Here is a 22375-nt window from a genome sequence, read left to right as displayed (position 1 = left end):
CCTAGCTAGACCACCCCTCACCCCGGCCCTCTCCCCATGAGGGGAGAGGGAGAACACCTTGCTTAGGCTAGTTGGGGCGGCTTTGGTGCACCCAAATCCGCTCTGCTCTTTCGGGCAGGCTTTACAGCACGTAGCGCGACAGGTCCTCATTGCCGGCGAGGTCGCCGAGGCGCTCGTCAACATACGCCGCATCGATCGTCACAGTCTCGCCCGACGACCTGGTGGCGTGGAAAGACAGGTCCTCAAGCAGCCGCTCCATCACCGTGTACAGGCGCCGCGCGCCGATGTTCTCGACCTTCTCGTTGACCGAGAAGGCGATCTCGGCCAGCCGGCGGATGCCGTCCGGCGCGAACACCAGGCTGACCTCTTCGGTGTTCAGCAGCGCCTGGTATTGCTTGGTCAGGCTGGCGTCGGTCTGCGTCAGGATGGCCTCGAAGTCCTGCACGGAAAGAGAATCCAGCTCGACCCGGATCGGGAAGCGGCCCTGCAGCTCGGGAATCAGGTCGCTCGGCTTGGACAGGTGGAACGCACCCGAGGCAATGAACAGGATGTGGTCCGTCTTGATCATGCCGTACTTGGTGTTCACCGTGGTGCCTTCCACCAGCGGCAGCAGGTCGCGCTGCACGCCCTGGCGCGACACCTCGCCGCCGCCGACATCGCTGCGGCTGGCGATCTTGTCGATCTCGTCCAGGAACACGATGCCGTTCTGCTCGACGTTGGCGATGGCCTTGTGCTTGAGCTCCTCGTCATTGACCAGCTTGGCGGCCTCTTCGTCGATCAGCAGCTTGAAGGCTTCCTTGACCTTCATCTTGCGGCGCGCCTTCTTGCCCTGGCCCAGCCCTGCAAACATGGTGCGGATCTGCTCGGTCATGTCTTCCATGCCCGGCGGGCCCATGATGTCCATACTCGGCATGCCGGCGGAGAGTTCCAGCTCGATTTCCTTGTCGTCGAGCGAGCCTTCGCGCAGCTTCTTGCGGAACACCTGGCGCGTGTTGGAATCCTTCTCTTCCGGCTGCGCGAAGCCGATATCGCGCGCCGGCGGCAGCAGCACGTCGAGCAGGCGGTCCTCGGCCGCATCCTCGGCCTTGGTGCGCACCTTCTTCATCTCGGACTCGCGCGTCTGCTTGATCGCCATCTCGGCCAGGTCGCGCACGATGGTGTCGACATCGCGGCCGACGTAGCCCACCTCGGTGAACTTGGTGGCCTCGATCTTGATGAATGGTGCGTCGGCCAGCTTGGCCAGGCGGCGCGCGATCTCGGTCTTGCCGACGCCGGTCGGGCCGATCATCAGGATGTTCTTGGGGGTGATTTCCTGGCGCAGCGGCTCGGCCACCTGCTGGCGGCGCCAGCGGTTGCGCAGCGCCACCGCCACGGCCTTCTTGGCCTTGGTCTGGCCGATGATGTGCTTGTCGAGTTCGGAAACGATTTCCGACGGGGTCATGGTGTGCGACATGGTATCCGTTCAGTAGGGCGCGGCAGGCTGGCAGGCCGGAGGGCCGGCTGGGGCCGGCCTTCGCTTATTCCAGCGTCTCGATGACGAAGTTGGTGTTGGTGTAGATGCAGAGCTCGCCGGCGATGGTCAGCGCCTTCTCGACCACGTCCTTGGGCGCCATTTCGGTGTTCTCGACCAGCGCCTTGGCGGCCGACTGCGCGTACGCGCCGCCCGAGCCGATCGCGGCGATGCCGCCCTCGGGGTCCAGCACGTCGCCGTTGCCGGTGATGACCAGCGTGGTGTCGCGGTCGGCGGTGATCAGCATGGCTTCCAGCCGGCGCAGGGCGCGGTCCGAGCGCCAGTCCTTGGCCAGGTCGACCGCGGCGCGGGTCAGGTTGCCCTGGTACTTTTCCAGCTTGGCCTCGAAGCGGTCCAGCAGCGAGAAGGCGTCGGCGGTGCTGCCGGCAAACCCGACCAGGACCTTGCCGTTGTAGATGCGGCGCACCTTGCGCGCGGTGCCCTTCATCACGATATTGCCGAGCGTGACCTGACCATCACCGCCAAGTGCGACCTGATTGCCGCGGCGGACGCTGACGATGGTAGTGCCGTGATACTGTTCCATGGTGGCTTCCGTGAATATGTCAGGACCGTAGTTGGCGACGCCCCTGGCCGGTTTCAAGGCCTGTCGCGTGCTCCGGGAAGCGCCGCCCGGTCTGACCCAATATAGGATGCCTGCCGGCGGGCTGCCGGACCTCACACCAGAAAACAAGAAGGGCCATGCGCTGCCGCATGGCCCTTGTCCGCCAACGCGCGGGCCAGGACCCGCGCGCCTTATGCATCACGCCACCTGATCAGTCGGCGTATACGCCGGCCTTCTTGATCACCGGCGTCCACTTGTTGATTTCGGCGCTCAGGTAGCTGCGCAGCGATTCCGGCGTGGCGCGCTGCGCCGGCACCGCTTCGGCACCCAGCTCGGCCATCTTGGCGCGGAAGGCCGGGTCGGCCACCGCCTTCTGCAGCGCCGCCGACAGCTTGTCGATCACCGGCTTGGGCGTGCCCTTGGGCGCGTACATGGCGTGCCAGACCTTCACTTCCACGCCCGGCATGCCCTGCTCGGCCGCGGTCGGGACATCCTTGAATGCTTCCACGCGGCGTGCCTGCATGGCCGCATACGGCTTGACCGAGTGGGCCTTGAGATGGCCGGCGAGATTGGTGGTCTGGTCGCACAGCAGGTTGACCTGGCCGCCCAGGATATCGGTCAGTGCCGGCGCAGCGCCCTTGTACGGCACGGTGGTCAGCTCGGTCTGGATCGCGCTCTGGAACAGCAGGCCGCACAGGTGCGAGGCCGAGCCGATGCCGGCATTGGCCAGCGACAGCTTGCCGGCGTTGGCCTTGATGTACGGCAGCAGGTCCTTGAAGCTGTTCGGCGGCAGTTGCTTGTTGCCGACCAGGATCATCGGCACGTCGGCGATTTCGCCGACCGTCTCGAAGTCCTTGAGCGGATCGAAGCCCAGGTTGCGGTACAGCGCCGGGGCCGTGGCCATGCCGATATGGTGGATCAGCACGGTGTAGCCGTCGTTCTTGGCCTGCGCCACCTTCTTGGCGCCGATTGTGCCGCCGGCGCCGCCCAGGTTTTCGATCACGATGGTCGAGCCCAGGTGCTTGGACATGATTGCGGTCAGCTCGCGCGCGACCTTGTCGGTCGGGCCGCCGGCGGAGAACGGCACCACGGCCGATATCGGCTTGCCGCCCGGGAATTCCTGCGCATACGCGCCCGCCGCCACACCCATCACACTGACTGCCAGAGCACCCGCGACCATCTTTACCACTCGTTTCATGCTTTCTTCTCCTGGTTCCCTTCAATACCCGTCTTGCAATGCGTTGCCGCCGGCCCGGCCCCTGCTTGTGCGGGGGACGCATCTGGCGCGGTTTCTGTGACCGCGCTCTTGGACCATGCCGGCTGGCTCCGCTGCCCTGCCGTAAACGGCAAGGGCGGGCCTTGATGTTAGCAACACCAGACAATACGCAGGTATAGGGGCTAACCCGCCTGCAATCAGCCGCATATGGCGGGAAACGGGGAAGATATGGCAGAGATCGGCTGCAAAGGCGTGCGTTTGTGACACCCGGTGCGGCCTAACGGAAGAAACCGAGCATTTCCTCAAGCAGCGGTTCGGCCGCCTCTTCCGGGATGTAGTGCCCGCACGGCAGCGCCTGGCCGCTGATGTCCGTGGCCACCTCCTGCCACAGCGCCAGCGGCTCGAAGCAGCGCGCCACCACGCCGTGCTCGCCCCACAGCACGCGCAGCGGCAACGCCAGCCGGCGCCCGGCCTCGTGGTCGGCGCGGTCGTGCTCCAGGTCGATGGTGGCGGCGGCACGGTAGTCCTCGCACATGGCATGCACGCGCGCCGGGTCGCGCATCGCCGCGGTGTAGGCAGCCATGGCGTCGGGGGCGAAGGGCGTCAGGCCCGCGTGGCGCAGGCCCATCAGCTTCTCGATGTAGAAATCGGGCTCGGCGTTGATCAGCGTCTCGGGGAACGGCGCCGGCTGGATCAGGAAAAACCAGTGCCAGTAGGCGGCGGCAAAGGCCATGCTGGTGCGCTCGTACATCGCCAGCGTGGGCGCGATGTCCAGCAGCATGGCGCGGCTGACCGCCTCCGGATAGTCCATGCACAGCCGGTGCGCGACGCGGGCACCGCGGTCGTGGCCGCACAGCACAAAGTGCTCGAAACCAAATGCCGCCATCAGCGACACCTGGTCCTGCGCCATGGTGCGCTTGCTGTAGTGCTCGTGGCCGGCATTGCCGGGCGGGGCCGAACTGCTGCCGTAGCCGCGCAGGTCGGTGGCGATCACCGTGAAGTGATCGGCCAGCGCCGGCGCCACCCGGTGCCAGATCAGGTGGCTCTGCGGGTGCCCGTGCAACAGCAGCAGCGGCGGCCCCGAACCGCCGCGCACGCCGGCGATCTCGACCTCGCCGACACGCTGCCGGAAAGTTTCGAAGTTCGGGAACAGCAGCGCGCTGGCATCATTCAGCATGGGTCGTCTCCGCTCTGGGGCTAAAAAACCTAGGGTTCCAAGGGTCGTCCTGTGCCGATCATAGGCGCAAACCGCCCCTTCGGCGTGACTGCACGGGCCTCGCCATTCGGCCCGCTGACGCAACTGAATTGCATCAACCGGGGGCCTATGGTTAAATCTGCCCATGACCCGTCCCAGTCCGGACCGGCCGGCCGCTGTGCCGGAACCGGCGATCCCCACCCCTGCGTCCCTGGAAGCCGCCCACGAGCGCCTGCGCCAGCTGGGCGCGCGCGTGACCCAGCCGCGGCTGTGCATCCTGGCCTGCCTGATCGGCAGCGATGAGGCGCTGACGCACCAGGCCGTGATCGACCGCCTGCCCGAACCGGGCGAGACCATCGACCGCGTCACCGTCTACCGCGTGCTGGACTGGCTGGTGGAACAGGGCGTGGCGCAGAAGCGTGCCGGCAACGACCGGGTGTTCCGCTTCAGCCTGGTCGAGCACGAGGCCGCGCGCGCGCAGGAGCACCGCCAGCACAGCCATTTCCACTGCACCCGCTGCGACCGCACCTTCTGCCTGGACGATGCCAGCGCACCGGTGCAACCGGCCGCGCCACGCGTGCCCAGCGGCTTTGCCATCGAACATGTCGAACTGACCGTGAACGGCGTCTGCGCCGAGTGCGGCAAGCGTGCGCCCGCCCCGCCTGGCAGCGCTTCGCACTGAACGGCAATCTCTAATACCCGGAGAACAACAATGTCCAAACTGACCCCGGTCACGATCCTGACCGGCTTTCTCGGCAGCGGCAAGACCACCCTGCTCAAGCGCATCCTGAACGAGCAGCACGGCATGAAGATTGCCGTCATCGAGAACGAGTTCGGCGAAGAGAACATCGACAACGAGATCCTGGTGCAGGACGGCCGCGAGCAGATCGTGCAGATGAGCAACGGCTGCATCTGCTGCACTATCCGCGGTGATCTGGTGCAGGCGCTGTCGACGCTGCTGACGCGCCGCGACGCCGGCGAGATCGGCTTCGACCGCGTGGTGATCGAGACCACCGGCGTGGCCAACCCGGGCCCGGTGGCGCAGACCTTCTTCATGGACGAGGAAATTGCCTCGCGCTACCTGCTCGACGCGGTGATCACGCTGGTCGACGCCAAGCACGCCCACCTGCAGCTGGACAAGCAGGAAGAGGCGCAGCGCCAGGTTGGCTTTGCCGATGCCATCTTCATCACCAAGTCCGACCTGGTGACCGAAGCCGACGTGGCAGAGCTGCGCCACCGCCTGCTGCACATGAACCCGCGCGCGCCGATCCGCCTGGTCAACTTCGGCGAGGCGCCGATCGACACCATCTTCGACCTGCGCGGTTTCAACCTGAACGCCAAGCTGGAGATCGACCCGGAATTCCTGGGCGCCGACGATCATGACCATGAGCACGGCGAGCATTGCGGCGACGACTGCGGCCATGATCACGGGCACGACCATGCGCACGGCCATGGCCACGCGCACGACCACCACCATCACCACCACCATACCGACCGCATTGCCTCGTTTGTCTTCCGCAGCGACAAGCCCTTCCACTACGGCAAGCTGGAGGAATTCCTGTCCGGCATCCTGGCCGTGTACGGGGAAAAACTGCTGCGCTACAAGGGCGTACTATATATGGACGGTGTGGACCGCAAAGTGGTGTTCCAGGGGGTCCACCAGCTGATGGGCAGCGACATCGGCGCCAAGTGGGATGAAGAGACCCCGGGCACGCGCATGGTGTTCATCGGCGTGGACCTGCCCCGCGACGCCATCCTCAAGGGCCTGGAGAACTGCCTGGCCTGAGTGCCCTAGTCGCCCCATCGGCGACGCCCCCTCCGGACACCGCTGCGCGGCCGCCCCCCGTTCGGGGTACCGGGGAAATACCGAAGCGCCAGCCGGTTTTCCCCATATCTCGGAGAAATTTGTTCAAGTACAATAGGCCGGATTTGATACCGGTGGCGCACCTTTTTCCCGCTGCCGGCATTTGGTCCATCGGATCTGGTGGACTTGCAGGGCGGCGGTTGTCGTCAGCATGAGGCAGGCCGCCGGCAGGTGCGGTCGCAGTGCTTCGTGCGGAGACCGCCTTTTTTCCGCCTGGGGTGCCCCGACGCGCGCCGTCACTGACTGACGCGAGAGAGAGGTGTCCCCATGACAGCCGCAACGAAGACGAAAGAAAGCCGCAGCAAGACAGGTAGTGTCGCGGCAGAGACGCTCAAGGCGCAGCCTGTGAAGGCCGCGCCCGCTCCCCGCGGCAGTACGGCGAACGCCGAAGCGGGCGCAACGAAGGGAGGCCCGCGAAGCAGCAAGACTGCAGCCAGCCAGAGTGAAACAGCCGTGGCGCGCAAGCGCGCGGACAGCGCACCCGAGCGGACCCAGACGCCGCCGGCCGCATCAACAAGAGAATCAGCAGCAACCATGAGCAGCAACAAACTTCTGACTGAAGCTGAAATCCTGAAGATGAGCGACAAGGATTACATGAACGAAGCGCAGCTCGCCTTCTTCAAGCACCGTCTTGAGCAGCTGCGCGACGAAATCCTGAAGAACGCTGACCAGACCACGGAACACCTGCGCGAAACGGTCATCGTGCCGGATCCGGCCGACCGTGCCACCATCGAGGAAGAGCATGCGCTGGAACTGCGCACGCGCGACCGCGAGCGCAAGCTGCTGAAGAAGGTGGAGCAGTCGCTGCAGCGCATCGAGTCCGGCGACTACGGCTGGTGCGAGGAAACCGGCGAGCCGATCGGCGTGCCGCGCCTGCTGGCCCGTCCCACGGCCACGCTGTCGCTGGAAGCGCAGCAACGCCGCGAACTGCGCCAGAAGCTGTTCGGCGACTGATGCGCCGCGCGCCGGCACGGCCGGTGCGGCAGGCGTAACGTGACGGCCCGGTTACCCGGGCCGTTTGCTTTGGCGGGACCGCGTCCGCTTTGTCGTGCCGTCGCCACGGCCTACCATTGAGAATCGTCCGGCTGTTGCCGCCCCGCCCTTTCTGGTAAATTCGCAACCTTGTTGCAACAGCGCAGCCAGCGCCAGGGCTGCGTACCCCGTCGTCACTTCCACCTCTCCTGCCATGGCTGATCGCCTGCCCGTCACCGTGCTGTCCGGCTTCCCCGGCGCCGGCAAGACCACGCTGCTGAACCACCTGCTCGCGCACAGCGCGGGCCGGCGCATGGCCGTGCTGGTCTGCGGGCCGCAGGACGGGCAGGCGCTGGCGCCGCTGCCGCCAGGCTGCGAGGCCGCGGTGCTGCCCGCGGGCGACGCACTGCTTGGCGAAGCCGCCCGGCTTGCCGCCGAGGGCCGCTTTGACGCGCTGCTGATGGAAGCCGACGGCCTCGACGAGCCGCTCGCGATTGCCGAAGGCTTCCTGTTCGAGGCCGAGCATGGCGCCGGGCCCGGCGCGGCGGTGCAACCCGACACGCTGGTGACGGTGATCGATGCCGCCACCTTCCTGCGCGACCTCAACGAGGCCGAGTTCCTGGCCGGCCGCGGGCTGGCGCCGGCCACGGACGATGACCGGACCGTGGCCGAAGTGCTGGTGGCGCAGGTCGAATGCTGCGACGTGATCGTGCTGAACAAGGCCGACCTTGCCAGCGCTGCGGAACTGGCGCGGCTGCACGCCGTGCTGCAGGCGCTGAACCCGCGTGCCGACATCGTCGAAGCCAGCTTCGGCAAGGTTCCGCCCGAGCGCGTGCAAGGCACCGGCCGCTTCGACTTTGAAGCCGCCGCGGACGCCCCGGGCTGGCTTGCCGCGCTGCGCGGCGAGGTGCCGGCTGCCGACGCCAGCGGCGTCTCCACGCTGGTCTACCGCCGCCGCCGCCCGTTTCATCCGCAACGCTTCGCCGACCTGATCCATACCGAATGGCTGCGCGAGCACGGCAGCGTGCTGCGTTCCAGGGGCCTGTTCTGGCTGGCCAGCCGCATGGACACCGCGGGCGACTGGAATCAGTCCGGCGGCGTCTGCCGCCATGGCGGCGCCGGCGCCTGGTGGGCTGCGCTGGATCCGGCCGAATGGCCGGCCGACACCGCCGAACGCGCCGAAGTCGAAGCCGACATGCAGGTCGACGGCACCCCGGCAGCCTTCGGCGACCGCCGCCAGGAACTGGTGCTGACCGGCCTGGACCTGGACCATGCGGCGCTGCAGGCCCGGCTCGACGCCTGCCTGCTGACCGATGCCGAGATGGCCGCGGGCGCGCAAGCCTGGGCGGCCTACGCGGATCCCTTCCCCGGCTGGGTCGACGACTTCGACGACGACCACGATCATGCCCATGGCCACGACCATGGCGACAACGATTGCGGCTGCGGCGATCCCGACCACCACCACGGCAACCACGCCGGTCATCCGCATGCGCACTGACTGGTTCGCCCGCCTGCGCGCGCACGGCCCGGGCCTCTGGTCCGCGCTGTGGCTGGCGCTATGCCTGCTGCTGGCGCAGCACGCCGGGCTGACCCACCGCATCGTGCACGGCGGCCTGCTCGCGCCGTCGGCCTCCGTGACAACGGCCGACGCCGCCTCGGCCAACGACCCCGAGCCGCACCCGTTGGCGCAGAAATTCAGCGGCCACTCGTGCGTGCTGTTCGATGGCGCCACGGTTGCCGACACCCTGTGCGTCAAGCTGCCGCTGCCGCAGCTTGCCTTTGGCAAACCGGTCAAGCCGGCCAACCTGGCCTGGCGCTGGCCCGACCTGCCTGCCACCCACCCCTTCCAATCGCGCGCGCCGCCGGCGCCGGCCATCGCCCTCGCCTGATCCGGGACGCGGCCCTCGCCGCGCACCCGGCCTGACCAATTCCGAGCTGAACGCCTGCCCATTCCGGCTGCGCGGCCACGCCCATCGCGGGTGGCCGGCGCCGTGCCGGGCAGCTGCCGTGCCAGCTGGGCCGATTGCCATTGCCTCGCTCCGCGCGCCATGTCGAAAAACCGTTACACCGCACCAACCAGCGCACCGCGCCTGACCCCGCTGGCGGCCCTTGCCGCTTCCCTCACCGCCACCTTGGCCAGCGCCTTCGTCGCGCCCGCCGCGCTGGCACAGACCGCCGCGGCACCTGCCGCCGACAGCGCACCCGCCACGGCCACTGCCACCGCGCCGGCCGGCGCCACGCTGCGCGAAGTCGTCGTCACCGCCAACCCGCTCGGCAGCGACCTCAACGACATGGTGGCGCCGGTATCGACGCTCGGCGGCGACGCCCTGGCCGTGCGCCAGGGCAGCACGCTGGGCGATACGCTCGACAAGCTGCCCGGGGTTTCATCCAGCTATTTCGGCCCCAATGCCAACCGGCCGGTGATCCGCGGCCTGGACGGCGACCGCATCAAGGTGCTGCAGAACGGCGGCACCACGGTCGACGCCTCTACGCTGTCCTACGACCACGCAGTGCCGGTGGACCCGCTCGTGGCCGAGCGCATCGAGGTCGTGCGCGGCCCGGCGGCGCTGATGTACGGCGGCAACGCCATCGGCGGCGTGGTCAACGTGATCGACAACCGGATTCCGAAGGAGCCGATCGAAGGCATCGGCGGCGCGGTCGATGCCAGCGCCACCGCGGGCGGCGACCAGGCGCGCAACGCCAGCGCGCTGATCGAGGCCGGCAACGGCAAGTTCGCGGTCCACGCCGACGCCTTCGCGCGCAAGACCAGCGACCTGCGCATCCCCGGGTACGCCCGCAGCGACCGTCTGCGCGCCACCGATCCGCTGCCCGCAGGCGAGACCGAAGCCTATGGCCGCCTGCCCAACACCAGCGCGCAGCAGGAAGGCGGCGCGATGGGCGGCTCCTACACCTGGGCCGACGGCTTCGTCGGCGCCAACTACAGCGCCTACCGCAATGAGTACGGCACGCCCGCCGAGGACGACGTGCGGCTGAAGATGCGGCAGGACCGCTTTGCGCTGGAAGGCGAGGCGCGCAACCTGGCCGGCAACACCGCCGGCTGGCTCGAATCGGTCAAAGGCAAGTTCAGCTATACCGACTACGAGCACAAGGAAATCGAGGGCGGCGAGACCGGCACGATCTTCAAGAACCGCGGCTGGGATGCGCGCTTGGAGGCCAGGCACGCGAAGATCGGCAACATGACGGGCGTGATCGGCACGCAGTTCGGCCATACCGACTTCTCGGCGCTGGGCGAAGAGGCATTCGTGCCGAGCACCAATACGGATAGCGCGGCGTTGTTCGTGTTCGAGGAACTGCCACTGACCGCTTCCGGCGACCTCAAGCTGAACCTGGGCGGGCGCCTGGACCACAGCAGCATCAAGGCCAGCGCCAACGGCAACGACCGCTTTACCGATGCCAACCGCAGCTTCAACGCCACCAGCGCCTCGGCCGGCCTGCTCTACAAGGTCAACCCGCTGTGGTCGCTGACCAGCAACCTGTCGTACACCGAACGCGCGCCGACCTTCTACGAGCTGTATGCCAACGGCCCCCACGTGGCCACCGGCGCCTGGGAGCTGGGCGACCCCAATGCCAACAAGGAACGGGCCACGTCGATCGACCTGGGCGTGCGCTTCAAGTCCGGCGCGCACAGTGCCGGCGTGTCGGGCTACTACAGCCGCTTTGCCAACTACCTCGCGCTGAACGCCACCGGCCGCACGCGTGACGAGGCGGGCGACGTGGTCGCCGCCGGCAGCCCGGGTGCGCTGCCGGAGTTCCAGTACCTGGGTGTGCCGGCCACGCTGTACGGCTTCGAGGCGGAAGGCAAGACGCGGCTGCTGCAGAAGATGCTGACCACCAGCGACACGCTGGACTTCGAGGCGCGCGCCGACTACGTGCGCGGCGAGAACCGCGATACCGGCGAACCGCTGCCGCGCCTGGCACCGCTGCGCCTGGGTGGCGCGCTGGTGTATGGCGCGGGCCCGTGGGGCGCGCGCGTGGACGTGACCTACGCCGCAAGGCAGACCCGCGTGCCAACCAACGACACGCCGACCGATGCCTATACGCTGCTGAGCCTGGCGCTCACCTACAAGTTCAAGGTGTCGGGCACGCAGACGCTGGTGTACCTGCGCGGCGACAACCTGACCAACCAGGATGCGCGCAACTCGGCGTCGATCCTGCGTGATATCGCGCCGCTGGCCGGGCGCAGTGTCAAGGTGGGGTTCAGGACGTCGTTCTGAGGATGCAGGCAGGCGTGGTGAATCAATCCCGGTTCACCACCCACTCCCCCTCCACCGCCAGCGCCTTCACCCCTGCCAGCGCGCGCACCGTCTGCGCGCAGATCTCGGCCATCTCCAGCCCCGGCATGAAGCGCTGGCGGATGCGCACCATCAGCGGCGCGGCTTCCATCCATGCCACCAGCGCGTCCCGGGCCATGCGCTGCTGCTCCAGCAGCTTGAACTTCACCAGCACCTTGACCGCATGGCTGGCATTGCGCGCCGGGTCGGCACCCAGGTAGGCCAGGCGCCCCTGGGCGCGTTCGACCGCCGCCGCCACATCGGTGAACATCCGGCCGTGGCCCGGGATCACCAGCCGCGCGTCCAGTTGCGCGATGCGTTCCAGCACCGCCGCCTGCTCGGCAAAACCGCTCTCGCCATCCAGTTCGGGGAAGATCACGCCGAAGCCGTTCTCCCACAGCGCATCGCCGGAAACCAGGATGCGCTCGGCCGGCGCGAACAGCATCACCGCGTGCGGGTCATGGCCGGGGGCGGCCACGACTTGCCAGTCGACGCCGCCCAGGCGCAGCCTGTCGCCGTCGCTCAACACGCTGTCGAAGGTGAAGCGGTCGCACTGCTGGCCGGTGGCGTTGTAGCTGAGCGCTTCCGTGTCCCACGCGGCAACGGCTGCGGCCTCTGCAGCTGGGATCGCGGTGCGCGGCTGCCAGCGCGCCTGCAGCGCGGCATTGCCGCCGCAGTGGTCGGAGTGGAGATGGGTATTGATCACGCGTGCGAGCGGCCGGCCCTGCAAGGCCGCCGCCACCAGCGCCACCGTCTGCGGCGCGTGGGTGACGTAGCCGGTATCGACCAGCACTGTATCGTCGCCCTCCACGAACAGGATATTGTTGGCCGACAGCCAGCCGCGCTCGAACACGCGCATGGTGGCCGGCAACTGCGGGACCGGGCGTTCGCTCAAGGGGATGTCTCCTCGCCTGCCAGCCATGCGGCGCGCTGCGGCAGTTGCGCCCAGATGCGGCGCTTGTCTTCGTCGCCGGCGGACGACCAGCCGGCAATCTCTTCGATGGTGCGCAGGCAGCCCTCGCAGTAGCCGCTGGCGGGGTCCATGCGGCAGACGTTGCGGCATGGCGACGGCACCGGCGAGGCTTGCCGCGCGGCGTCGGCCTGCGCGGCCAGTTCCGCGGCCAGCAAGGCAGGCGTGATGGGTGTGGGGGGCGTGGAGGCCATGGCGTTGCGCTCGCTCGCCACTCAGCCCGCCGCGCGCGCGGCCTTGGCCGCCACTTTCTGGTTGAAGCGGCCGGCGTCGATCAGGTGGCGCTCATGCACGCCCTCGGAGATCTTGTCCTCGCCGTCCCAGGCGCTCAGCTGGAAGCGCAGATGGCGCCCGTCCACCGCCACCAGTTCGCCCTTGACCGTCACCGTCATGCCCGGCGGCGTCGGCGCCAGGTGCGAGAAGCTGACCAGCGTGCCGAGCGACTGCTCGCGCGGCCAGTCCAGGTGCTCGCGCAGCATCTGCAGGCAGGCACATTCCATGATGCCGACCATATAGCCGGTGGCCAGCACGTCGGGCATCTCGGGGCAGCCCGGGATATCGTCGTACAGGCGCGGCACGGTGGCCTTGGGCGGCACCGTGTATTGCCAGCTGAAGGTCAGGCCGGGGCGCAGGTCGGGACTCATGCCACGGAGCCTGCCGCGACGTCGGCCACTTCGGCGCCCGTCATCTGCTGCAACTGGTGCGGCGTCAGGTTGAAGACCGCATGGGGATGCCCCGCCGCGGCCCACAGGCTGTCATAGCGGAACAGGTCCTGGTCCAGCAGCATCACTGGCGCCACCGCATGGCCGATCGGGCAGACGCCGCCGATGGCATAGCCGGTCTTCTCGCGCACGAAGCGGGCGTCGGCCTTACCCAGCGCGCCCACGCGCGCGGCCACCTTGGCCTCGTCGACGCGGTTGCTGCCGCTGGCAATCACCAGCACCGGCGCATCGTCGGCCACGCGCCGGAAGATGATGGACTTGGCGATCTCCGCCACGCTGCAGCCCAGGCCCGCCGCGGCCTCGGCCGAGGTCTTGCCGGTGGCCGGCAGCATCACCACGGGCCGGTCATGGCCAAGCCCGGCCAGCAGGTCCGCAACGCGCTGCGCGGACTCGGGCAGCGCTTCGTCATTCACCGTCATGCGTTCTTCTCCTTGTTCTGTGGCCCGCGCCTGATCCGCACTTACGCGCAGGCGGGCGCCGCATCGCTGGCGGCGGCCCACTTGGTCAGCAAGGCACGGCCCACGCGCGAGCTGTTGGCGCGGCCGATTGCCTGCGAGATATAGTCGCCGGTGCGCACCACCGCTTCCAGGTCGATGCCGGTGTGGATGCCCATGCCGTGCAGCATGTACAGCACGTCCTCGGTCGCCACGTTGCCGGTCGCGCCCTTGGCGTACGGGCAGCCGCCCAGCCCCGCCACCGACGCATGGAAGATCGAGATGCCCACTTCCAGGCTGGCCAGGATATTGGACAGCGCCTGCCCGTAGGTATCGTGGAAATGGCCCGACAGGCGGTCCAGCGCAAACTCCGCCGCCGCGGCGCGCATCACTTCCTGCACGCGCACGGGGGTGCCCACGCCGATGGTGTCGGCGATATCGATCTCGTCGCAGCCCAGTTCGCGCATGCGCCGCACCACGTCAACCACCGCGTGCACCGGCACCTCGCCCTGGTACGGGCAGCCCAGCGCGCACGAGATGCTGCCGCGCAGGCGCACGCCCTTCTCCTTGGCTGCGGCGGCCACCGGCGCAAAGCGCGCGATCGACTCGGCGATCGAGCAGTTGATGTTCTTCTGCGAGAACGCCTCGCTGGCGGCACCGAAGATCACCACCTCGTCGGCACCGGCCTCGATCGCGCCTTCAAACCCCTTCATGTTCGGCGTCAGCGCCGAATACAGCGTGCCGGGCCGGCGCTGGATGCGCGCCATCACGTCGGCACCGTCGGCCATCTGCGGCACCCACTTGGGCGACACGAACGACGCGGCCTCGATATTGACGAAGCCGGCATCGGTCAGCTGGTTGATCAGCGCGACCTTGACCTCGGTCGGCACCATCGCCTTTTCGTTCTGCAGGCCGTCGCGCGGGCCGACTTCAACGATCTTCACGTAGTTCGGCATGGTCATGGCTGTCTCCTGTCTCTAGTTCGTCTTGGTCGGGGCGCTCAGTAGCCCCGCTGCACGTCGACCACGCCCGCGATCGGCTGGCCCGCGCGCAGCGCGCGGATCTTGCCGGCGATCTGCGCGATGCTGTCTTCGCGCAGCGTCAGCGCAGAGATATGCGGCGTGAGGGTGATGCGCGGCTCCTGCCAGAACGGGTGTTCGGCAGGCAGCGGCTCGGTGCGGAACACGTCGAGCGTGGCACCGGCAATCTGCCCCGACTGCACCGCGGCAAGCAGGTCTTCCTCAGCCAGATGCTGCCCGCGCGCGACGTTGATCACATACGCGCCCTGTGCCAGCCGCGCGAACAGCCCGGCGTTAAGGATGTTCTCGGTCTGCGGCGTCAGCGGCAGCACATTGACCAGCACGCGCAGGCCATCGAGGAACGGCGCCTGCCCGGCATCGCCATAGAAGCCGCTCACGCCTTCGATGGCGCGCGCGGTGCGGCTCCAGCCACGCACCGGGAAGCCGAAGCCCGCCAGCGTGCGGGCGATATGCGTGCCGAGCGTGCCCACCCCCATCACGCCGATGGTGAAGTCCGCGCGGCGATGCGGTTTCAGGAACTTCCAGTTGCCGGCGCGCTGCTGGGCCTCGTAGGCGTCCATCTTGCGGAAATAGCGCAGCACCGCGTGGGTGACGTACTCGGCCATCTGCGCGGCCATGCCGGCATCGTCGAGCCGCACGATCGGCACGCCCGCGGGCAAGGCGTCAGGGGCTTCATCGCGCAGGCGCAGGATGCCGTCGACGCCGGCGCCCAGGTTGAACACCGCCTTCAGGTCGGTACGGCCACGCAGCATCTCCACCGGCGGACGCCAGACCACGGCGTAGTCGGCCGGTTCGCCACGGCTGTCCTCCCACGTCACACATTGCGCTTCGGGCAGTGCCTCGGCGAAGCCTGCGATCCAGGGGTCGTAGCGGCCGTCGGGGACGTACAACTGCAACTTCATTTTGTCTCCAGGGGGATTCTGGTGGGGTTAAAGGCGTATTTTGGCAGAGTAATGGGCGTGGGGTTGGTTGGGGCAACGGAGATCGGACCCCGTGCCCCTGCCACCCCTAGCGCGCATCAAGCCCCTGACTTCCCCTCGAACGCCAGAAGCTGCGCCCCCTCCACAACCTGCTCCCCCACCCCGTAAAGCACCTCACTCACCACCCCATCCACCGGTGCGCTGATGGTGTGCTCCATCTTCATGGCCTCCATCACCAGCAACGGCGTGCCGCGCGTGACGGTGCTGCCCGCCTCGACCATCACGGCAATGACCTTCCCGGGCATCGGCGCAGTGAGCTTGCCGCCTTCGCTTTCGGTCTCGCCGGCATGGGCCAACGGATCGAGCCAGGCCAGGCTCACATGCCGCCCGGCATAGAAGACGTGGAAGGTCTCGCCATCGGCATGCACCTGCCCGTGCGCGCGCCGGGTGCCAAGGTTGATGCGGATATCATCGGCCTGGCAGGTGCAGGCAAAGGGCGCAGCCTGGTCCGCATAGATCAGCGTGCTGCCGCGCTCATTGGTGCTCAGCGTCGCCTCCAGCACCTGCTCGCCATAGCCGAAGCGCAGCGTGCGCGACACGCCGCCGTTCAGCCGCCACGCGCCGCCATGGGTCCACGGCGAATGCTGGTCGGCGGCGTCGATGCGGCGCTCGCGGGCCTCGCGGTCGAACAGCGCCGCCACCGCCAGCGCGATGACTTCCAGGCCGACCGGCGCCGGCGGCGGGAACAACACCTTCTCGTTGCGCTCGATCAGGCCGGTGTCGAGATCGGCGGTGCGGAACGCCTGGGACGACACCAGCCGCTGCAGGAAAGCCACGTTGGTCGACAGCCCCACCACGTGGTAGGCCGCCAGCGCCTGGCGCATGCGCGCCAGCGCCTCGTCGCGGTCCTTGCCCCAGACGATCAGCTTGGCGATCATCGGGTCGTAGAAGGGGCTGATGGTGTCGCCCTCGCGCACGCCGGCATCGATGCGGATACCCGCCGGGCCGTGTGCATCCTCACCGCGCATGAACTGCACCGCCGGCGGCGTGCGCAGGAAGCGCAGCGTGCCGGTGGACGGCAGGAACTGCTTGTCGGGGTTCTCGGCGTAGATACGCGCTTCCAGCGCATGGCCGTCGATGCGCAGCTGGTCCTGCGTCAGCGGCAGGGCTTCACCAGCGGCGACGCGCAGCTGCCATTCGACCAGGTCCTGCCCGGTGATCATTTCGGTGACGGGGTGCTCCACCTGCAGGCGCGTGTTCATCTCCATGAAGTAGAACGAACCGTCCTGGTTGGCGATGAACTCGACCGTGCCGGCGCCGACATAGCCGACCGCCTTGGCCGCGGCCACCGCCGCTTCGCCCATGGCGCGGCGGCGCTCATCGGTCATGCCCGGCGCGGGGGCTTCTTCCAGCACCTTCTGGTGGCGGCGCTGCACCGAGCAGTCGCGCTCGAACAGGTAGACGCAGTTGCCGTGGGTATCGGCAAACACTTGGATCTCGATATGGCGCGGGCGCGTCAGGTACTTCTCCACCAGCACCTTGTCATCGCCAAAGCTGGCGCTGGCCTCGCGCTTGACCGAGGCCAGCGCGGCCTCGAAGCCGTCGCCCGACTCGACCACGCGCATGCCCTTGCCGCCGCCGCCGGCGCTGGCCTTGAGCAGCACCGGGTAGCCGATGCGGTCGGCCTCGCGGCGCAGCAGCGCCGGACCCTGGTCCTCGCCGTGATAGCCCGGCACCAGCGGCACCGCGGCCTTCTCCATCAATTGCTTGGCCGCGCTCTTGCTGCCCATCGCGTGGATGGCAGACGCCGGCGGGCCGATGAAGACCAGCCCCGCCGCGGCGCAGGCCTCGGCAAAGGCTTCATTCTCGGACAGGAAGCCATAGCCCGGGTGGATGGCCTGGGCGCCGGTCTCCTTCGCCATCTCGATGATGTGGTCCGGGCGCAGGTAGCTGTCGCGCGCGGCCGAGCCGCCGATATGCACGGCCTCGTCGCAGAAGGCGACGTGGCGCGCGTCGGCGTCGGCATCCGAGTACACCGCAACGGTGCGGATGCCGAGCCGGCGGCAGGTGGCGGCCACGCGGCAGGCGATTTCACCGCGGTTGGCGATCAGGATCTTGTTGAACATGGCTCCTCCTGGTTTTTCGACAGGACGGCGAGCGAGCTGATTACCGGTGGGCTTCCTTACCTCGTCATCCCGCGTAGCCCTCTGCGCGGATGTCGAGGCGGGCCAGCAGGGCGCGATCGCGGTCGGCCTGCGGGTTGCCGGTGGTCAGCAGCTTTTCGCCGTAAAAAATGGAATTGGCGCCGGCCATGAAGCACAGCGCCTGCAACGCTTCGTCCATGGCCTCGCGGCCGGCGGACAGGCGCACCATGGCGCGCGGCATGGTGATGCGTGCCACGGCAATGGTGCGGACGAACTCGAACGGGTCCAGCGCCTCGGTGCCCGCCAGCGGCGTTCCCTCGACCTGGACCAGGTTGTTGATGGGCACCGACTCCGGATATGGGTCCATATTGGCCAGCTGCGCGATCAGTCCGGCGCGCGCTTCGCGCGCCTCGCCCATGCCGACGATGCCGCCGCAGCAGACATTGATGCCGGCGTCGCGCACATGGCCGATGGTGTCGAGCCGGTCCTGGTAGGTGCGCGTGGTGATGATCTTGCCGTAGAACTCCGGCGAGGTATCCAGGTTGTGGTTGTAGTAGTCCAGCCCCGCGTCCTTGAGCTGCTGCGCCTGCTCGGCCTTGAGCATGCCGAGCGTGACGCAGGTCTCCAGGCCCATCGCCTTCACTTCGCGCACCATGTCCATCACCGGCTCCAGGTGGCGGTCCTTGGGGCTGCGCCAGGCGGCGCCCATGCAGAAGCGGGTGGCACCGTTGGCCTTGGCCGCGCGCGCGGCGTCCAGCACCTCGTCCAGCGCCATCAGCTTCTCGGCCTTCACGCCTGCATCGTGGTGCGCGCTCTGCGGGCAGTAGCCGCAATCCTCTTCGCAACCGCCGGTCTTGATCGACAGCAGCGTGGACAGCTGCACGGTATTGGCGTCGAAGTGCTCGCGGTGCACTTGCTGGGCGCGGAACAACAGGTCGTTGAACGGCAGCGCGAACAGCGCGGCAACGTCATCGACGCGCCACGCGGCGTCATCGGGCAGTGCGTGCGAGCGCGCGCTCTGGCGCAGGGAATCGACGGAAACGGTAGTAACGGTGGTAGCGGTATGAGCTTGAGTCATGATCGATGCGAATTCTGGTTCAGGCAGCAAGGCCGGCGGCCTCGGCTTGGTATTGGGTGGCGGCGGCGAACAGCGGCGCAAGGTCGAGCCGGCCAGCGGCAGCGGCGGGCGCCAGTTGCCAGGGCAGTTCACCCAGGCAAGGCGCGTCCAGCGACGCGTGCAGCGTGGCGATGTTCTCGTCGGCCAGCAGCATGTCCGGGTCGACCCGGTTGGCGATCCAGCCCGCCAGCGGCAGGCCGCGCGCGCGGATGGCTTCGGCGGTCAGCACGGCGTGGTTCAGGCAGCCGAGCCGGATGCCGACCACCATCACCACCGGCACCGCCAGCATCACCGCCAGGTCGGCGGTGTTCCAGCGCACGGCGCCTGCGTCGAGCGGCACGTTGAAACCGCCCACGCCCTCCACCACCACCGCATCCGCCTGGCGGCGCAGCGCGTCGAAGGCGGTGCGGACCGGCGCGCGCGTGATGCGCACGCCCTCGTGCGCGGCGGCCAGGTGCGGCGAGCACGGCGTGCGCAGCAGGAACGGGCAGGTCTGGCCCAGCGGCACCGCCACCGAGCTGGCGGCGCGCAGCTGCGCCACGTCGTCGTTGTGCCAATGGCCGTCGCGCCACTCACTGCCGCTGGCCACGGGCTTCATGCCCGCGGTGCGGTAGCCGGCGGCATGGAGCGCATGCAGCAGCGTGGCGCTGGCGTGGGTCTTGCCGATGCCGGTATCGGTGCCGGTGACAAAGCAGGCAAAAGGCGCGCGCGTGCTCATGCGACCTCCCGCTGCGCCACGGCGGCGCTCAGGGCATCCAGCAGGCGCCGCACATCGTCTCCGGTGTGCGCAGCCGACAGCGTGATGCGCAGCCGCGCGGTGCCTTCCGGCACCGTCGGCGGCCGGATCGCGCCGACGCGGATGCCATCCGCCTCCAGCGTGGCTGACAGCGCCAGCGCGGCGCCGTTGTCGCCGACGATCAGCGGCTGGATCGCGGTCTCGCTGTCGCCCAGCGTCCAGCCCGCGATGGCAGCCAGCTGGGCCAGCCCCTCGCGCAGCATGCCGATGCAGCGCGTCAGTTGCGCCCGGCGTTGCCTGCCCTCTTCTCCTTCGATGATCGCCAGGCTGGCCAGCAGCGCATGCGCGACCGCCGGCGGCGCGGCCGTGGTGTAGATATAGGGCCGCGCGGTGTTGACCAGGTGTTCGATGATGGTCTCGTGCGCGGCGACAAAGGCACCCGCCACGCCGGCGGCCTTGCCGAGCGTGCCGATATAGATCAGCCGCTCGGACGACAGTCCCAGCGCTTCCAGCACGCCGTGGCCCTGCTCGCCCAGCACGCCGAAGCCGTGGGCGTCATCGACGATGATCCAGGCATCATGGCGCTCGGCCAGTTCCAGCAGCTTGCGCAGCGGCGCGACATTGCCGTCCATGCTGAACACGCTGTCGGTCACGATCAGCTTGCGCTCGCTGGTGCTGGCCGCCAGCAGCGCTGCCAGCGCGGCGGTGTCGCAATGCGGGTAGCGCTGCACGTCGGCGCGCGCGAGCCGCGCCCCATCGATCAGCGAGGCATGGTTGAGCGACTCACAGAACAGCGTGGCGCCCGCCGTGCCCAGCGCGGTCAGCACCGCCATGTTGGCCATGTAGCCGGTGCAGAAATACAGCGTGCGCGCATGCGGGATATGCGGGGCGAGCCAGCGCGCCAGTTCCGTTTCCAGCTGGGTGTGCGCCAGCGAATGCCCGCTGACCAGGTGCGAGGCCCCGCTGCCGGCGCCATAGCGCTGCGCGCCTTCCACCAGCGCGGCGATCACGTCCGGGTGGTTGGCCAGCCCCATGTAGTCGTTGCTGCAGAAGGTCAGCAGCGATTCCGGCTCGGACCCGTCCTCGCCCACGGCCTGGTGCGGCGCGCAGGCAGTGTGGGCAACGCGGCGGCGGCGCGTCAGGGCCAGCGCGTGGCGCTGTTCGGCGGCCTGCTTCAGTTGTTCAAGCAGCATGGCGCACCTCCCGGGCCGTGGTCACATCGGTGGTCACATCGTCAAGCGTGGCCAGCAGTTGCTCGCCCAGCCAGCGTGCCTGCGCGGCATCGAGGACGTAGGGCGGCATCACGTACAGCGTATTGCCGATCGGGCGCACCAGCAGCTCGCGCTCGCGCGCGGCGTGGTGGAAACGCGCGGCAAAGTCAGCGCCGGCGACGTCATCGCGCACATCGGCGGCCCAGATCAGCCCGCGCTGGCGCACGTGCCGCAGGCGCGCGTCGGCGGCCAGCGCGGCCATGCCGTCGGCGAGCCAGTGCGCGCGCTCGCGGTTGCGCGCGAGCACGTCGTCCTGCGCGAACAGGTCCAGCGTGGCCAGCGCGGCGCGGCAGGCCAGCGGGTTGCCGGTGTAGGAGTGTGAATGCAGGAAGCTGCGCGCCAGCTCGTCGGCGACGAAGGCGCGCTGGATCTCCGGGCGCGACAGCACCAGCGACAGCGGCAGGTAGCCGCCGCTGATGCCCTTGGACAGGCACAGGAAGTCGGGCCACAGGTGCGCGGGCAGCGGCACCTCCCCGGCGCGCGACTGTTCCCACGCGAAGAAGGTGCCGGTGCGCCCGCAGCCCACCGCGATCTCGTCGGCGATGAGGTGGATCCGGTAGCGGTCGCACAGTGCGCGCGCGCCATCCAGATACGACGGGTCGTACATCGCCATGCCGGCGGCGCCCTGCACCAGCGGCTCGACGATCAGCGCGGCGATCTGGCCGGCGCGCTCGCGCAGCAGGGTTTCCAGCTCCGTCAGGGCGTGGGCAGCCACGTCCGCAGCGCTCTCGCCTGGTGCGGCCTGGCGTGCGTCGGGCGACATCACCACGTGTGCGCGGCGGATCAGCGGATCATAGGCATCGCGGAAGACTTCCACGTCGGTCACCGCCAGCGCACCCACGGTCTCGCCGTGGTAGCCGTGGCGCAGGCAGACGAACTCGCGCTTGGCCGGCAGGCCGGTATTGCGCCAGTAGTGGAAGCTCATCTTCAGCGCGATCTCGACCGCCGAGGCGCCGTCCGAGGCGTAGAAGACATTGCCGAGCGCGCCGCCGGTCAGCGCTGACAGGCGCTCGGCCAGTTCCACCGCCGGGGCATGGGTGCAGCCGGCGAGCATCACGTGCTCCAGCGTTTCCAGCTGGCTGGCCAGTGCGGCGTTGATGCGCGGGTTGGCGTGGCCGAACAGGTTGACCCACCACGAACTGGTGGCGTCGAAATAACGGCGGCCGTCGGCATCATGCAGCCACGGGCCGTCGCCGCGCACGATCGCCAGCGGCACGGCGTCGTCGTCGGGGCGCAGCCGCGTGCATGGATGCCAGACGGCGCTGCGGCTGCGCTGGCCGAGTGCCTGCGCGTCGCTGCCTGGGGAAAGGGACAGGTGATCCAAGGTAGCCCTCCTTTGTTGACCGTCCGCGCGCGCGCCGCTGCCGGCAAGGCCGGGCCGTGCAACGGTGGCGGACAGGTTGGGGAGGG

Annotated in this window: 21 protein-coding genes; 6 read left to right on the top strand and 15 right to left on the bottom strand. The window is 68.6% G+C overall.

Annotation, left to right across the window (positions count from 1 at the left end; genetic code table 11):
* Positions 1-121 precede the first annotated feature (121 nt).
* The 4 genes from hslU to RS901_RS07210 form a co-directional block, all read right to left on the bottom strand.
* A complete protein-coding gene (gene hslU, locus RS901_RS07225; protein WP_114131080.1) occupies positions 122-1453 on the bottom strand; it encodes an ATP-dependent protease ATPase subunit HslU in 1332 nt (443 codons plus the stop codon).
* Between the two features lie 64 nt (positions 1454-1517).
* A complete protein-coding gene (hslV, locus tag RS901_RS07220) occupies positions 1518-2054 on the bottom strand; it encodes an ATP-dependent protease subunit HslV (protein ID WP_010813287.1) in 537 nt (178 codons plus the stop codon).
* Between the two features lie 229 nt (positions 2055-2283).
* Positions 2284-3270 (bottom strand): tripartite tricarboxylate transporter substrate-binding protein, encoded by a 987-nt coding sequence (locus RS901_RS07215; protein WP_316152409.1) that lies wholly within the window; start codon positions 3268-3270, stop codon positions 2284-2286.
* A gap of 295 nt (positions 3271-3565) precedes the next feature.
* Positions 3566-4465 carry an alpha/beta hydrolase gene (locus RS901_RS07210; protein ID WP_316152407.1) on the bottom strand — a complete coding sequence of 300 codons (900 nt, stop codon included), beginning with the start codon at positions 4463-4465 and terminating at the stop codon, positions 3566-3568.
* A 163-nt stretch (positions 4466-4628) separates the two neighbouring features.
* Between RS901_RS07210 and RS901_RS07205 the strand changes: the two genes are divergently transcribed.
* The 6 genes from RS901_RS07205 to RS901_RS07180 all read left to right on the top strand — a co-directional run bounded on the left by RS901_RS07205 (position 4629) and on the right by RS901_RS07180 (position 11554).
* On the top strand, positions 4629-5165 hold the full coding sequence (locus tag RS901_RS07205; protein ID WP_316152405.1) for a Fur family transcriptional regulator: 537 nt from the start codon (positions 4629-4631) through the stop codon (positions 5163-5165).
* Between the two features lie 30 nt (positions 5166-5195).
* A complete protein-coding gene (locus tag RS901_RS07200) occupies positions 5196-6269 on the top strand; it encodes a GTP-binding protein (RefSeq protein WP_316152403.1) in 1074 nt (357 codons plus the stop codon).
* Between the two features lie 612 nt (positions 6270-6881).
* Complete coding sequence (gene dksA, locus RS901_RS07195; RefSeq protein WP_010813282.1) at positions 6882-7301, top strand: RNA polymerase-binding protein DksA; 420 nt, start codon at positions 6882-6884, stop codon at positions 7299-7301.
* A 232-nt stretch (positions 7302-7533) separates the two neighbouring features.
* Positions 7534-8817, top strand: a complete 1284-nt coding sequence (locus tag RS901_RS07190; RefSeq protein ID WP_316152392.1) for a GTP-binding protein — start codon at positions 7534-7536, stop codon at positions 8815-8817.
* On the top strand, positions 8741-9208 hold the full coding sequence (locus RS901_RS07185; protein WP_410054161.1) for a hypothetical protein: 468 nt from the start codon (positions 8741-8743) through the stop codon (positions 9206-9208). The genes RS901_RS07190 and RS901_RS07185 overlap by 77 nt, the downstream gene beginning before the upstream one ends.
* 159 nt (positions 9209-9367) lie before the next feature.
* Positions 9368-11554, top strand: coding sequence for a TonB-dependent receptor (locus RS901_RS07180; RefSeq protein WP_316152390.1), 2187 nt, complete (start codon positions 9368-9370; stop codon positions 11552-11554).
* A gap of 22 nt (positions 11555-11576) precedes the next feature.
* Here the strand turns inward: RS901_RS07180 and RS901_RS07175 are convergent, their stop codons facing one another.
* The 11 genes from RS901_RS07175 to bioA all read right to left on the bottom strand — a co-directional run bounded on the left by RS901_RS07175 (position 11577) and on the right by bioA (position 22289).
* The gene (locus RS901_RS07175; RefSeq protein WP_316152388.1) at positions 11577-12533 is read right to left on the bottom strand and encodes an MBL fold metallo-hydrolase; all 957 of its coding nucleotides are present in this window, start codon (positions 12531-12533) and stop codon (positions 11577-11579) included.
* On the bottom strand, positions 12503-12775 hold the full coding sequence (locus RS901_RS07170) for a DUF1289 domain-containing protein (protein ID WP_085959674.1): 273 nt from the start codon (positions 12773-12775) through the stop codon (positions 12503-12505). The genes RS901_RS07175 and RS901_RS07170 overlap by 31 nt, the downstream gene beginning before the upstream one ends.
* A gap of 21 nt (positions 12776-12796) precedes the next feature.
* Positions 12797-13225, bottom strand: a complete 429-nt coding sequence (locus tag RS901_RS07165) for a thioesterase family protein (protein ID WP_316152385.1) — start codon at positions 13223-13225, stop codon at positions 12797-12799.
* The gene (locus tag RS901_RS07160) at positions 13222-13722 is read right to left on the bottom strand and encodes a YbaK/EbsC family protein (protein WP_010813275.1); all 501 of its coding nucleotides are present in this window, start codon (positions 13720-13722) and stop codon (positions 13222-13224) included. The genes RS901_RS07165 and RS901_RS07160 overlap by 4 nt, the downstream gene beginning before the upstream one ends.
* A gap of 41 nt (positions 13723-13763) precedes the next feature.
* The gene (locus RS901_RS07155) at positions 13764-14699 is read right to left on the bottom strand and encodes a hydroxymethylglutaryl-CoA lyase (RefSeq protein ID WP_316152381.1); all 936 of its coding nucleotides are present in this window, start codon (positions 14697-14699) and stop codon (positions 13764-13766) included.
* Positions 14700-14737: 38 nt separating this feature from the next.
* Positions 14738-15679 carry a glyoxylate/hydroxypyruvate reductase A gene (locus RS901_RS07150; RefSeq protein WP_316152379.1) on the bottom strand — a complete coding sequence of 314 codons (942 nt, stop codon included), beginning with the start codon at positions 15677-15679 and terminating at the stop codon, positions 14738-14740.
* Between the two features lie 116 nt (positions 15680-15795).
* The gene (locus RS901_RS07145) at positions 15796-17823 is read right to left on the bottom strand and encodes an acetyl/propionyl/methylcrotonyl-CoA carboxylase subunit alpha (RefSeq protein ID WP_316152377.1); all 2028 of its coding nucleotides are present in this window, start codon (positions 17821-17823) and stop codon (positions 15796-15798) included.
* Between the two features lie 64 nt (positions 17824-17887).
* A complete protein-coding gene (gene bioB, locus RS901_RS07140; protein WP_013955268.1) occupies positions 17888-18919 on the bottom strand; it encodes a biotin synthase BioB in 1032 nt (343 codons plus the stop codon).
* Positions 18920-18938: 19 nt separating this feature from the next.
* Positions 18939-19676 (bottom strand): dethiobiotin synthase, encoded by a 738-nt coding sequence (gene bioD, locus RS901_RS07135; protein ID WP_013955267.1) that lies wholly within the window; start codon positions 19674-19676, stop codon positions 18939-18941.
* Complete coding sequence (gene bioF, locus RS901_RS07130) at positions 19673-20887, bottom strand: 8-amino-7-oxononanoate synthase (protein ID WP_316152372.1); 1215 nt, start codon at positions 20885-20887, stop codon at positions 19673-19675. The genes bioD and bioF overlap by 4 nt, the downstream gene beginning before the upstream one ends.
* Positions 20877-22289 (bottom strand): adenosylmethionine--8-amino-7-oxononanoate transaminase, encoded by a 1413-nt coding sequence (gene bioA, locus RS901_RS07125; RefSeq protein WP_316152371.1) that lies wholly within the window; start codon positions 22287-22289, stop codon positions 20877-20879. The genes bioF and bioA overlap by 11 nt, the downstream gene beginning before the upstream one ends.
* Positions 22290-22375: the final 86 nt, after the last annotated feature.

This window comes from Cupriavidus sp. BIC8F (assembly GCF_032465815.1).
GTDB classification, from domain to species: domain Bacteria; phylum Pseudomonadota; class Gammaproteobacteria; order Burkholderiales; family Burkholderiaceae; genus Cupriavidus; species Cupriavidus necator.
Note: the sequence above shows the minus strand (reverse complement) of the source record. Positions and strands in the feature narration are given on the sequence as shown.